The sequence below is a fragment of the Halobacillus sp. B23F22_1 genome, from assembly GCF_043497005.1.
Taxonomy (GTDB): domain Bacteria; phylum Bacillota; class Bacilli; order Bacillales; family Halobacillaceae; genus Halobacillus_A.
Window position 1 is genome coordinate 26,580 of the sequence record NZ_JBIEKE010000001.1, and the last position, 13,723, is coordinate 40,302.

The following is a 13,723-nucleotide window of genomic DNA, read 5'->3' on the forward strand; positions in this document are numbered from 1 at the left end:
TTTCCTAAAGTCTATTGTAACGCATACGAGCTTTAAATCCTACTAGATAAATTGGTTTTTTTTACAGCTTAAAACCAACCCTTAACGACACTTACAGCACTGGAAAAGATGTCACTGAAAAAGTCCCCAACTCCACCTATCGTTAGCATAAACCAGTTTGCTTTTTCTACACCTGAAGATGCGATGATATCTACTTCAGTCCGAAGCGGTTCTCCTGTCTGCAAGTCGCTGTAGGTTTCTTCCCCATTGTAGACAAGCTGTGCTGTTCCTACTTTTTCGCCTGCTTCAAAAGGCGCTTCAAGTTTACCGTTCTTATCTAAAGCATCGTCTGATAAACTAACTTCAACTTCATATAGATCTTCTTCCCCGCTTTTAACTGGAGCTGAAATAGGCTCAGCGGTTTCGAGCTCTACTTCATTTTCTTTTCCTTTGGAAACTTCCAGTTCTGATTGGCCATCTACTTGATGTCCTGCCTGGAACAATTCTTTTTGTTCAAATTCATTAAACCCATATTCAAAAAGCTTCTTCGTTTCTTCAAACCGTGCTTCTTCACTATCTGTTTTCATTACTACTGAAATCAATCGTGATCCGTCACGCTCGGCTGTACCTGTAAAGCAATATCCTGCTAAATCCGTAAAACCTGTTTTCAAACCATCGACTCCGTCATAGCTTCCTGCAGCTAATTGACCCGGCATTCCAGGAAGCATGCGGTTCCAGTTAATAATATTTTGACCATCAAAATCTGTTTCGGGTACAGAGGAAATCTCAAGCGATTCTGGATAGTCATTCACAAGATGATACGCTAAAATGGCTGCTGAACGAGCAGATAAAAGGTTTGTATCGTCTTTTTCTGTACCTTCAGGATAATTGTCACCAAGGTCACTATTTTCCAGTCCAGAAGCGTTAACAAATTGATAATCTTCCAGGCCTAATTCTTCAGCTTTTTCGTTCATCATTTTTACAAATTCGCCTTCTGAACCTGCGACTAGTTCAGCAAGTGCAATGGATGTAGCATTGTCAGAATTGATCGCCATCGCTTCATACAGCTCTTCGACTGTATAGTCTTGACCTTGCGTTAAACCAACTCCAGAAAATGTAGAGTCAGCGGATATGCTATATGGATAATCACTTATTTGTGTGGTTGTATCCCAATCAATTTCGCCTTCCTCAATAGCTTCTAATACGAGATATTCCGTCATCATTTTCGCCATACTAGCTGGAGGTAATGTTAAATCAGAATCCTTCTCGTATAATATTTTTCCTGATTCTGCGTCTACTAGTATTGCTGAATCTGCTTCAACATCTACTGTGTCTGCGTATGTAGGCTCAGGATTTCCAAAAACCGTAACGACACTTAAAATAAAGGCCATCCCCAGGGCCAACGATGCTTGTAATCTTTGCTTCAACTCTCTCAACCTCCACGGAATATTAATAATATGCATCTTTATTATTTTACCACATGCCATCATAAAAAAATAGACAGGGAAAAGTCCCTGTCTATCATTTATTTTTAAGGGTCAAACGGAGTAGTTTGGCGCTTCTTTAGTAATTTGAACGTCATGAGGATGGCTTTCTCTTAAACCAGCGCCTGTAATTCTAGTAAATTTGGCATCGTTGCGAAGCTCTTCAATTCCTCTAGCACCACAATATCCCATGCCTGCGCGCAGGCCGCCTAGTAGTTGATGAATGGAATCTGCCAGCGGGCCTTTATAAGGCATACGTCCTTCAATTCCTTCAGGCACAAGTTTTTTCGATTCTGATTCATTTTGGAAATAACGGTCTTTTGATCCTGATTCCATCGCGCCTACAGAGCCCATGCCGCGGTACACTTTAAAGCGGCGTCCCTGATAAATTTCAGTCTCGCCAGGACTTTCTGAAACGCCTGCGAGAAGACTTCCAAGCATAACCGCATGCCCTCCGGCAGCAATAGCTTTCACAATATCACCTGAATATTTAATACCACCGTCAGCGATGATGGCGACACCATGTTTAGCCGCTTCCTCGGCACAGTCATTCACAGCCGTAATCTGAGGTACTCCTACTCCTGCAACAACACGGGTCGTACAAATTGAACCTGGTCCAATACCCACTTTTACAACATCCGCCCCTGCTTCTGCTAATTCACGAGTTGCTTCAGCTGTAGCTACATTACCTGCGATTATATTGATCTCTGGATATTTCGCACGGATACGCTTCACTTGATCAATTACACCTTGAGAGTGTCCGTGAGCCGTATCTACGACTAAGGCATCCACTTGGGCTTCCACAAGCTTATCAATTCTAGTCATCGCATCAGCTGTCACTCCTACAGCAGCGGCAACTAACAGTCGACCCTGCTCGTCTTTCGCTGCAAATGGAAACTCAATGACTTTTTCAATGTCTTTAATCGTGATAAGACCTTTAAGAATGCCTTCCCCATCGACCATTGGAAGTTTTTCTATTTTATATTTTTGAAGGATTTTTTCTGCTTCATCCAGCGTCGTTCCAACCGGGGCTGTAACAAGATCTTCGCTTGTCATTACTTCGCTGATGGCGCGTGAATAATCATCCATAAAACGTAAGTCACGGTTCGTAATAATTCCAACAAGTTTCTGATCGTCCTCATTGTTAACGATCGGTACTCCAGAGATTCTAAATTTGCCCATTAAATGTTCGGCATCAAACACTTGATGTTCGGGTGTTAAGAAGAACGGATTCGTAATAACGCCACTTTCAGACCGTTTCACACGATCGACTTGCTCCGCCTGCTCTTCAATCGACATATTTTTGTGGATGACCCCAATGCCTCCCTGGCGCGCCATTCCAATCGCCATTGGAGCTTCTGTGACCGTATCCATACCAGCACTCATAATCGGGGTGTTCAGTTTTAACGTCGGTGATAATTCAGTCGCTAACGACACGTCTTTTGGCAGAACATCTGATTTGGCGGGCAGCAAAAGAACATCATCAAACGTTAATCCTTCTTTTGTAAATTTATCCTCACGCATGCTTGATCCTCTCCTTAAATAGTTTGGGTAAATATGGGTAAAGTAAGTGGGTAATGGTATCATCACTTTCTTATTGTTAATTACAATACGACAATAAACTGGCTTTTTCAAGAAGAAAATCAGCTGTACACCTTGAAATAATAGGAAAGGAGAACAACTTTGACTCACAAGGGCCTGGCATTTCTTACGTACTTAAAATCAACCGCACATACTAGAGAATACTTAAGTTATTGTTATCGTCATGAGGGAGAAGAACAGGCAAAGCTTCTGGCTTATCAAAATGCGGAACGGTTTAGTTATGGTCTGCAATTTGGAGAAGAATTCTTACTGGCTGCAAAAGAAACTCCATTTACCGTCAAGCCATTACTTTATTACTATAGTTTAACCCACTATTTAAAAAGCTGTATCGTCACCGTGGATCCTGACTACCCAGCTACCTCCAAGGTTCTGGCTCATGGACTGTCGACAAGAAAAAGAAAGAAGCAGCATTACCGATTTCTTGAAGATGAAATCCGCATTCAGCCGCACGGTCTCTTTCCTTACGCAGCACAAAGCTTATTTCAAATTACCACCTTTCCAAATAAGGTTTCGATGGACCAGCTGCTTCAGCCTTTAGATTTTATGAGACCTATCTATCGTTTTAAGGAAAAACATACCGCACCCTCCCCCCTTTTCCCGGAGCTGGCGGCGGCGTTTGCCGTTCTCTATAATTTAAGCATGCTCGTCCGCTATGAAGGCGAATGGTGGGGGGAGATGGTGCAGCTGAGAGACCGAGAAGATTTTGTGTTCATTCATCACTTCCTTGATTCCATGCCGGAGCGAGTTTATGAGTTAACCTCCTCATGGCTGAAAAATCAGTCTCCTTTTTAAGCTTGGACGCTGGTGAAGAAAAAGCTCACCCCCTGTCCTTATTCAGAGGCTTTCTTTAATAAGCCGTCTGCATAAGTAAAGCTCAGCGTTACGGGGAGAACGCTGAGCTTTTTAAATTATTACCTTGGCTGTGAACATGATGATGTTCAACGTTAAGTGCATTTTTCTGACGGTGCCTTTTATTGACTAATCAATATATTTCTTTTTTAATTCATCTGAACCTACCCCTCCAATTATCATTAAAATCAGGGGTAAGAAGTTTGATATGATTTTTAGTAAGCCGTCTGGGATCATAATATTGGTCCCAACAAAATAATTTAAGCCTATGATAATTAATTTTGCGACTAATAAAAATACCCCTAATAAAAACACACTATCAAAAAACATTTTCCATTTCGGGTACGCCAGCTGCTTACTATCTCGAATTACTTTTTCCTTCAATTCTTCGTCACTCCTTAACATTTCATCGATTGTAATACCGAATAAATCACTTAAATCAATGATTACTTCAATACTGGGATAGTTCTTGCCAGTTTCCCATTTTGAAACTGACTGACGACTAACATGGAGTTTTTCAGAGAGATAAGTTTGTGACCAACCTCTTTTCTCTCTCTCCTTTTTTAATCGTTCACTAAAAATCATGTTTATCATCGTCCTTCCTATTTCCAGTATTATTAGAGTGAATAGCTAAAGTAAAGATAGTTGTAGGTGCATCAAGGTGCAACCTCTTGTTGACAACGAATAAAGCTTGTCTTATCTGTATATGGACATTTAATTTATTGAATCAAGAAGAGCACGGGACACAATTGAATAAAACATAAAAAAATCCGAATGATTGTGTAGAAATCAGTTCGGATTATTTATGTTAAAGAGAATTCAAACGACCGCTCCGGCAAAATGCTTTGCTAATATCTGCGTTTATACAAAAGTTCGTTTTTTGACATCACTGCTTTACTTATGCCCCGGCCTTTTTTCTTTCCGATAACAGAATCGTTATCAACCTAATTATATTTCTCATTAAACTTTGCAGAAGGTAAATAGTGCTTAGAAGGCTTAACGAAGTATCCGCATTGACCTTATATACATCTGATTAAGCTTCATACACTTCTTCAATATGCAAATCTGTTCGATCTTTTAAAGATATAATCTGCCCGGATTCTTTCAGTCTTACCATAGGTCTTGTAGGATTGGTGTTTTCGATGAAAACAATCTCCGCCATTTGGTTTGTTGTTAATCTAACATTCGTTCCTGTGGAGTAATTCGTCATTTCTTTTATAAACGCTTGAATGACTTCATGATCATAACGCCCGAATTGTTCTTGCTTCATTTCTTCCAGTACTTTAAAGGGAGATTGTTTCTTCCGGTAAAGCCGTGCAGACGTCATAGCATGATACATATCGCTTACGGCAATAATTTGGCTGAAACGATGAATTTTAGCCTTCCTCAAACCTAAAGGATATCCTGTGCCATCCAGCCGCTCATGATGCTGCAGAACACCCAGCTTCGCCTGGCTGCCTAATGATGTAATATTTTCCACTAAGCGATAAGAATACGCTGCATGCTTTTTCACTTCTTCATACTCTTTTTCAGTCAATGGGCCTCTCTTTTGGGTAATCGTCGAATCTATGCGAGCCATACCGCTGTCACTTAATAAACCAGCCAGACCTGCTTGAATCCATTCGCCGCGGGAGTAGCCTAATTCAGCCGCCAGAAAGGCCGAAATCAAGCCCGTGGCTACGCTGTGATGAGAGGTATAGGTTTCTTCCGTGGAATAATGATGCAGCAGAAAAAGTTCACGTTTGGAGTGCACCGCCTTTTCGATTAAAGGGACCATAAATGTACGGACTTCATGCATGTTAATAGCAGCCCCGCCATGCCACTGCTCAAACCATTCTTGATAAAGTTTAACGCATTCTAAGTAATGTTGCACAAAGGGGGTTTCTTTAGATGGAGATTCATGGAGGTTGTCTTTCTTTCGGCCGGGTGGTTTCTGTTCCGTTGGGATAAATGGTGCGCCACTTGATAACCTTGGTCCTACTTCTACCTGTTGAATACTGAACTTTTGCAAAACTGATAGATGGACGTGCTGAATGACGGTATGTTTAGGAATGATCGGTTTTTTTGTTTTTGCCATAACTTCTTTTGTAATAATGCAGCCTTCTTGTAACTGGGATGGATGTACTTTCAATACGCTCACACCTCTTTATATGTATAAAAAAGCCGCCTGCCTTACAGCGACAGGCGACTTTTTCACAATTAATTATTGTTCCGTGGAATCATCAGATTCTAAGTCTTTCGTTTCTTCTGTTTGATTTTCTTCGGCTTGAGACTCATCTGCTTCAATCGCTTCTTCAATCATTTCTTCTTCTTCTTTTTCAGATTCAATTCGGGCAACTGTCGCGACCTCTTCCTCGTCCTGTAGACGAATCAAGCGGACGCCCTGCGTATTTCTTCCTGTCTCAGAAATACTTTCTACCGGCATACGGATGAGGACACCTTGAGCAGTAATGATCATAGCGTCTTCTTCTCCTGTAACAGCTTTAGTTGCTACGACAACCCCATTCTTATCCGTCAGGTTACACGTAATGATTCCTTTACCGCCTCGATTGGTAAGTCGATAATCTTCAGCTGGTGTACGTTTACCAAAGCCTTTGCTTGTTACGGTCAGCACTTGCAAGTCGTTACTTATGATTTCCATGGAGACGACTTTGTCATCCTCTCGTAAGGAAATCCCTTTTACTCCTGCCGCTGTACGGCCCATTGTACGAATTTGATCTTCATTAAAACGAATCACATACCCGTTTTTAGTGCCGATCATAATATCCTGGGCTCCGTCCGTTAGTTTTACGGAAATTAATTCATCGTCATCTCTAAGGCCTAGAGCGATTAAGCCTCCGCGGCGAATGTTAGCAAACTGAGAGATACTTGTGCGTTTCGTAATTCCATACTTCGTCGTAAAGATGAAGTACCAGTCATCGACGAAGTCTTCTACAGCAATAACGGCATTAATCCATTCATCCCGTTCGATATTTAACATATTAATGATTGGAATTCCTTTAGCCGTCCGGCTGAATTCAGGCACTTCATACCCTTTGGCTTTGTAAACTTTCCCTTTATTAGAGAAGAATAGCAGCGTGTTGTGGGTTGAAGTCGATAACAGATGCTCTACGAAATCTTCTTCGTGTGTGCCCATCCCTTGGACACCCCGGCCGCCCCGTCGTTGTGAACGATAAGTGCTGGCTGGCAGTCTTTTCACGTAACCCTGGTGGGTTAAGGTGACAATCACTGTTTCTTCAGGAATTAAGTCTTCATCTTCAATAAAGTCTGTCCCGCCTAAAACAATTTCTGTGCGGCGTTCATCGTTAAAGCGTTCTTTTATTTCGAGAAGCTCTTCACGAATGATTTCAAGAACTTTCTCCTCGTCAGCTAAAATGGCTTTTAATTCAGCAATCAGTTTGACGAGTTCTTGATACTCTTCTTCGATTTTTTCACGTTCTAATCCAGTTAACCGCTGCAGGCGCATATCTAAAATGGCTTGAGCCTGCTTCTCGGATAAACCAAAACGTTCGATTAATCCATTTCTTGCAATTTCAGTTGTCTGAGACCCGCGGATCAATTGAATGACTTCGTCTAAATGATCCAAAGCAATACGCAAGCCTTCTAAGATGTGTGCACGTGCCTCAGCTTTTCTTAATTCATAAGCTGTGCGACGCTTAATAACAACCTTCTGGTGCTCTAAATAGTGCTCTAAGCATTGTTTTAAGTTAAGAACTTTAGGCTGACCGTCGACAAGCGCCAGTATATTAATACCAAAAGATGTCTGCAGAGCCGTCATTTTATAAAGATTGTTCAACAGTACGTTTGGATTGGCGTCTCTTCGTAATTCAATCACGACTCTTAAGCCGTTACGGTCTGATTCATCGCGCAAATCTGTAATGCCGTCAATCTTTTTATCACGCGCTAATTCCGCTATTTTTTCTACAAGACGAGCTTTGTTTACTTGATAAGGAAGCTCTGTGACGATGAGTCGTGATTTTCCGTTGGCCTGCTCTTCAATATCAACCTTCGCCCGGATCGTGATCGATCCTTTCCCAGTTTCATAGGCTTTTCGAATGCCACTCAGACCGAGGATTTGACCATGAGTCGGGAAATCAGGCCCATAGATATACTCTTCCATTAATTCCTGAATGGTAATCTCCGGGTCTTTACTTAAAGCAAGTACCCCGTCGATGACTTCACCCAATTGGTGAGGGGGGATGTTTGTTGCCATACCAACCGCAATCCCGGCCCCGCCGTTTACGAGCAGGTTTGGAAATCTTGCCGGCAGTACGAGGGGCTCTCGCTCTGTACCGTCATAGTTATCATCATAATCGATCGTATCTTTATTGATGTCTCGTAAAATTTCCATCGAAATCTTGGACATACGGGCTTCGGTATAACGCATCGCAGCGGCTGCATCGCCGTCAACGGACCCGAAGTTCCCGTGACCATCGACCAGCATGTTTCGATAGGCAAAGTCCTGCGCCATCCGCACCATCGTGTCGTACACGGCGGAGTCACCGTGGGGGTGATACTTACCAATAACTTCCCCTACAATACGTGCTGATTTTTTATAAGCTTTATCGGAATGCATGCCCAAATCGTGCATGGCATATAATATTCTTCGGTGTACTGGCTTTAAACCATCGCGAACGTCAGGAAGGGCACGCGCGACGATAACACTCATCGCGTAATCAAGGAATGAAGTTCTCATTTCATTGCTTATATTAACTTCCTCTACGCGCGGGCGTTCTGGTTGATCGACCATTTCATTACCTCCTAGTTACCTGTCGGGTGTTCAAGCTTACTCAGCTAAACGAGCAGCGTTTATTAAATATCTAAGTTTTTAACATACTGGGCATTTTCTTGAATAAAGTTACGACGAGGCTCTACTTTATCGCCCATTAATATGTCAAACGTTTCATCCGCACTAATGGCATCTTCAAGATTTACTTGCAGCAGCGTCCGTGTTTCAGGATCCATAGTCGTTTCCCACAGTTGCTCCGGATTCATCTCGCCAAGACCTTTGTAACGCTGTACGCTTGGTTTAGGAGAAGCAGGAAGCTCAGCATATAATTTATCAAGCTGTTTATCACTATAGGTGTAATAGATCGATTTTCCTTGCTGAATCTTATAAAGAGGCGGCTGAGCAATGTAAATGTAGCCGTGTTCGATCAACGGGCGCATATAGCGGTAGAAAAACGTTAACAGCAGCGTTCGGATGTGGGCACCGTCGACATCCGCATCAGTCATGATGACAATTTTATGATAACGGGCTTTAGAGATATCGAATTCTTCGCCAATCCCTGTGCCTAGTGCTGTAATGATCGTTCGCACTTCATTGTTGGATAAAATTTTATCGAGACGGGCTTTTTCAACGTTAATAATTTTTCCTCGAAGCGGTAAGATGGCCTGAAAATGACGATCCCGCCCTTGTTTAGCTGAGCCGCCGGCAGAGTCACCCTCAACGACATATAGTTCAGAGATGTTCGCATCTTTAGAGGAACAATCCGCGAGCTTACCAGGTAAGTTAGAAACTTCCAATGCGTTCTTTCGGCGCGTCAATTCACGGGCTTTTTTGGCAGCCATACGGGCTCTTGAAGCCATCAGTCCTTTTTCAACGACTTTCTTAGCCACATCCGGGTTCTCAAATAAAAATTTAGATAACCCTTCTGAGAAAAGACCATCAGTAATGGTACGAGCTTCACTGTTGCCTAGTTTGGTTTTCGTTTGGCCCTCGAACTGAGGATCCGGGTGTTTGATCGAGATAATCGCTGTTAAGCCTTCACGAACGTCATCTCCTGTTAAGTTTGGATCCGTCTCTTTAAACATATTGTTTTTACGGGCATAGTCATTAATGACACGCGTCAATCCTGTCTTAAAGCCTGACTCGTGAGTACCGCCTTCGTACGTATGAATGTTATTGGCATACGAATAAAGGTTGCTGGCAAATCCATCGTTGTACTGCATAGCGATCTCAATCGAAATGCCATCTTGTTCATCTTCAATAAAGAAAGCTTCATGCAGTGGATCACGTGTACGGTTCATATGCTCAACGTAAGATACAATACCGCCTTCATAGTAGAAGTTCTGCTTTTCTTTTTCTTCATCACGTTTATCTTCAATGGTGATGGTTAGTCCTTTATTTAAGAAAGCCAGCTCACGAATTCGGTTCGCAAGTGTCTCGTAGTTATATTCCTGGGTCTCAGAGAAAATTTCTATGTCCGGCTTAAATTGAATACGTGTTCCTGTAATATCCGTATCGTCAATGACTTTTAAATCTTCCTGTGGCACACCGCGGTGGTATTCCTGGTAATGGACCTTGCCATCACGATGCACAAAAATTTCAAGTTTAGAAGAAAGGGCGTTTACAACAGAAGCTCCAACACCGTGGAGACCTCCTGACACTTTATAGCCCCCGCCGCCAAATTTACCTCCAGCGTGGAGGACCGTCATAATGACTTCTACTGCCGGGCGGCCGGCTTTTTCGTGCATACCGACAGGCACACCTCGTCCATTGTCGATAACGGTAATACTATTGTCTTCTTCAATGATCACTTGGATATGATCACAAAATCCGGCCATCGCCTCATCTATACTATTGTCGACGATTTCCCATACTAAATGGTGAAGACCTTTCTCGTTCGTTGAACCAATATACATACCGGGGCGTTTACGTACGGCTTCTAACCCTTCAAGCACCTGTATCTGATTCTCATCATACGCCTGTTTTTCTTCTAAAATCTCTTCTTTCATGGTACTTTCACCTACATTTCTCAAGTGATATATGCCTAAGCTTCCGTCTCATCCGTGTAGTCTTCTAATCTATTTAAACTCGTCATCATGTTCGCTCGTTTTTTTAAGGTATAAACAGACAGCGGACTAAAATATATATAGTCTTTCGTAATGACAACAGCCTTTGCTTCATTTTCATCTGTTTCTACGACTCGTTTATTTTTGCGTTGATTAAAGATCATCTCTTCGATAATAGACGAAGAGGATAATAACGTATGATCAATAATACTTACAACATCTTTCGACTGGATCACGTGGTCATCCCCAATATGAATGAACAACTTGTCACCTCATTTCTGAACTTCGATTTTACCGGCTGAAACATGAAAAATTTCCGCTTCTTTGAGCGCTTCATGTTCAATCCCATCGATGCTCGTTGTCGATACAAACGTTTGTACTTTACCTTGAATGGTATGAAGTAAATGCGATTGTCTATAGTCATCAAGTTCACTTAACACATCATCTAACAAAAGGATCGGGTATTCACCAACCTCGCTATGAATCAATTCGATCTCTGCGAGTTTCAAAGAGAGGGCGGTCGTCCGCTGCTGACCTTGGGAGCCATACGTCTGTACATCTTTGCCGTTGACGTAAAATACTAAATCATCGCGGTGCGGACCAGCAAGTGTTGTTCCACGTTCAATCTCTTTTGCTTCTATATCTTGAAACTTTTTTTCAAAGTTTATCTTTATTGTTTCCAAATCCATTTCCTCTGATACTTGAACACTAGCATCATAAGCTATTTCTAAAGATTCAAGCTGGCGGCTGATTCCTTCATGTATGGGTACAGCCCATGTTCTCAAGAGATGAAGAAACTTAAACCTCCGCTCCACAATCGTAACGGCATGCTCAATCAGCTGATCAGTCAACACCTGGAGCATCGTTCGATCAGCAGAGGGTTTCCGCTGCAGTTCTTTCAATAAGTGATTTCGCTGCTTAAGAACCTTCTGAAATTGTCCTAAATGATAGATATAACGAGGCTGAATTTGTCCAATTTCCATGTCAATAAACCGACGACGCACCTGAGGGCTCCCCTTTACCAGGTTTAAATCCTCAGGTGCAAACATTACGACATTTAACGCACCAATATAATCGCTCAATCTTTTCTGCTCGATATGGTTAAGCTTTGCTTTCTTTCCTTTCTTGGAAAAAATGATTTCAAGAGGAAACCGCCGATTGCGTTTATATATACTACCTTTTATTTTAGCATACTCTTCGTCCCACTGTATGAGTTCCTTATCACGCGGAGTTCTGTGGGAGCGAGTAAACGCTAAAGCGTAGATCGCTTCCATTAAATTTGTTTTCCCTTGTGCATTTTCTCCAATGATCACGTTGATTTTATCATCAAAAGTCAGTGAGAGCTGGTCATAGTTTCGATAGGACCGCATAGATAGTTCATGTATATACATAAAAGGTTATTTCCGGTTATTCTTCCCGGACAACCTCGAAATCTCCAAACTCTGGAATGTTTACAATATCTCCCAGGTAAAGTTTTCGTCCACGGCGCTGCTCTCTTTCACCATTTACGTAGACTTCAAATTCCGCTAGAAAAATTTTGACCATCCCACCTGATTCTACTACATTGCTCAATTTCAAAAATTGACCAAGAGGTATATATTCTGTAGATATTTCAATACGTTCGCTCATATATTCACCCTATTTTTCATGGTTTGTCTTAATATCTATTTTACTAAAGATATGCCATTAAGAAAAGCAAACCGAAGAATATAACAGAAAATAGCTATATTGTCCGTTATTTCATACTAAAAATAAAAAACCGTCATGATTTTCACATCATAACGGTTGATTTTCCAAATTAATACGTACGAACCGGCAATATTAGCTGTAAAATTTGTTCGTCATCCACAGGACGTATTACGAAAGGACGCATAGCACCTGTAAATTCTACTTTCACCTGATCATAATTTACGGCTTTTAAAGCATCCATCATATATTTAGCACTGAATGAAATCTTTAATTCTTCTCCGTTAATTTCATCGGCTACGACTTCTTCTACTACATTTCCTACCTCTGGAGAGTTTCCGTTGATTTCAATTTGATTGCCTTCTTTTGTAATCAAACGGACGACATTGTTACGGTTCTCTTTCGCTAATAAAGAAGCGCGGTCAATGGATTGCAGTAACTCTTTCGTGTCAATTTTAACGATCGTTTTACTTTGTTCAGGAATAAGACGTGAAGTTTCAGGATAATTTCCTTCCAGCAGCCGCGACAGGAAATATAAATGTTTCGTTCTAAATAACACTTGGTTTTCAGTCACGCTTACTTCAATGGTCTCTTCAGAATCAGCTAAAATCTTATTTAATTCATTTAAGCTTTTTCCAGGAATAACTACTGCAGGAATATCCCCTTGACCGTCACGTTTTTCCAAAGGAATTTTACGTGCAGCTAACCGGTGGCTGTCAGTGGCCGTAAAGGCCAATTCTTCGCCCTCTAGTTTTACGTGCACACCTGTAAGAATGGGACGAGTTTCTGATGAAGAAACAGCAAAGACCGTTTGTCGTATTAAACTTTTTAATAGATCGATAGGCAGTTCAAAACTGTCCTCAGTATGTAATTGAGGAAGCTGCGGATATTCTTCGGCATCTTGTCCATTTAAGTGAAATTCAGCTTTACCTGAACGAATCGTTACGTTTCTTTTATCATCACTCTCAATATCTACGTTCTTTTGAGGAAGTTTACGAACGATATCAGGAAAATACTTAGCTTGAAGAACAATACTTCCAGGTTCAATATTTTCTACATATACAATTCCATCTTCTTCGGCGGGTATAAATGATTCTATAGAAATATCTGAATCACTACCTGTTAATTTTACTCCGGTTGAAGTTGCTTCTAATTTAATTCCTGTAAGGATCGGGATCGTCGTTCGTGAAGAAATAGCTTTCATTACATTTTGAACGCTCTCCATTAATTGTTCTCGTTGTATTGAAAATTTCATGGGAGAAACTCCTCCTGTATATATTAATTATTATTTAAAAAAGTAGTAATAGAAGTAATAGGCGCTGTGGATT

11 protein-coding genes are annotated in these 13,723 nt (G+C 41.4%); 1 reads left to right on the plus strand and 10 read right to left on the minus strand.

What is annotated here, in order from left to right:
• Positions 1-68 precede the first annotated feature (68 nt).
• Both ACGTNH_RS00170 and guaB read right to left on the minus strand, forming a co-directional pair.
• Positions 69-1,406 carry a serine hydrolase gene (locus tag ACGTNH_RS00170; protein WP_394584145.1) on the minus strand — a complete coding sequence of 446 codons (1,338 nt, stop codon included), beginning with the start codon at positions 1,404-1,406 and terminating at the stop codon, positions 69-71.
• A 111-nt stretch (positions 1,407-1,517) separates the two neighbouring features.
• Positions 1,518-2,987 (minus strand): IMP dehydrogenase, encoded by a 1,470-nt coding sequence (guaB, locus tag ACGTNH_RS00175; protein ID WP_394584147.1) that lies wholly within the window; start codon positions 2,985-2,987, stop codon positions 1,518-1,520.
• A 159-nt stretch (positions 2,988-3,146) separates the two neighbouring features.
• Between guaB and ACGTNH_RS00180 the strand changes: the two genes are divergently transcribed.
• Positions 3,147-3,857, plus strand: a complete 711-nt coding sequence (locus tag ACGTNH_RS00180; RefSeq protein ID WP_394584149.1) for a YaaC family protein — start codon at positions 3,147-3,149, stop codon at positions 3,855-3,857.
• 186 nt (positions 3,858-4,043) lie between these two features.
• Here ACGTNH_RS00180 and ACGTNH_RS00185 read toward each other — a convergent pair whose 3' ends face one another.
• From ACGTNH_RS00185 to dnaN, 8 genes are all read right to left on the minus strand, one after another.
• Positions 4,044-4,499 carry a helix-turn-helix domain-containing protein gene (locus ACGTNH_RS00185; protein ID WP_394584151.1) on the minus strand — a complete coding sequence of 152 codons (456 nt, stop codon included), beginning with the start codon at positions 4,497-4,499 and terminating at the stop codon, positions 4,044-4,046.
• 448 nt (positions 4,500-4,947) lie between these two features.
• Positions 4,948-6,045, minus strand: coding sequence for an HD-GYP domain-containing protein (locus tag ACGTNH_RS00190; protein WP_394584153.1), 1,098 nt, complete (start codon positions 6,043-6,045; stop codon positions 4,948-4,950).
• A gap of 72 nt (positions 6,046-6,117) precedes the next feature.
• Positions 6,118-8,664, minus strand: a complete 2,547-nt coding sequence (gyrA, locus tag ACGTNH_RS00195; RefSeq protein WP_394584155.1) for a DNA gyrase subunit A — start codon at positions 8,662-8,664, stop codon at positions 6,118-6,120.
• Between the two features lie 62 nt (positions 8,665-8,726).
• The gene (gene gyrB, locus ACGTNH_RS00200; RefSeq protein WP_394584157.1) at positions 8,727-10,652 is read right to left on the minus strand and encodes a DNA topoisomerase (ATP-hydrolyzing) subunit B; all 1,926 of its coding nucleotides are present in this window, start codon (positions 10,650-10,652) and stop codon (positions 8,727-8,729) included.
• Between the two features lie 35 nt (positions 10,653-10,687).
• Positions 10,688-10,972 (minus strand): extracellular matrix regulator RemB, encoded by a 285-nt coding sequence (gene remB / locus ACGTNH_RS00205; protein ID WP_394584159.1) that lies wholly within the window; start codon positions 10,970-10,972, stop codon positions 10,688-10,690.
• A gap of 9 nt (positions 10,973-10,981) precedes the next feature.
• Entirely contained in the window at positions 10,982-12,100 is a 1,119-nt protein-coding gene (gene recF / locus ACGTNH_RS00210; protein WP_394584162.1) for a DNA replication/repair protein RecF, read from the minus strand.
• A gap of 16 nt (positions 12,101-12,116) precedes the next feature.
• A complete protein-coding gene (yaaA, locus tag ACGTNH_RS00215) occupies positions 12,117-12,338 on the minus strand; it encodes a S4 domain-containing protein YaaA (RefSeq protein WP_394584164.1) in 222 nt (73 codons plus the stop codon).
• Between the two features lie 169 nt (positions 12,339-12,507).
• Positions 12,508-13,650: a DNA polymerase III subunit beta gene (gene dnaN / locus ACGTNH_RS00220; RefSeq protein ID WP_394584166.1), complete on the minus strand. Its 1,143-nt coding sequence runs from the start codon at positions 13,648-13,650 to the stop codon at positions 12,508-12,510.
• Positions 13,651-13,723: the final 73 nt, after the last annotated feature.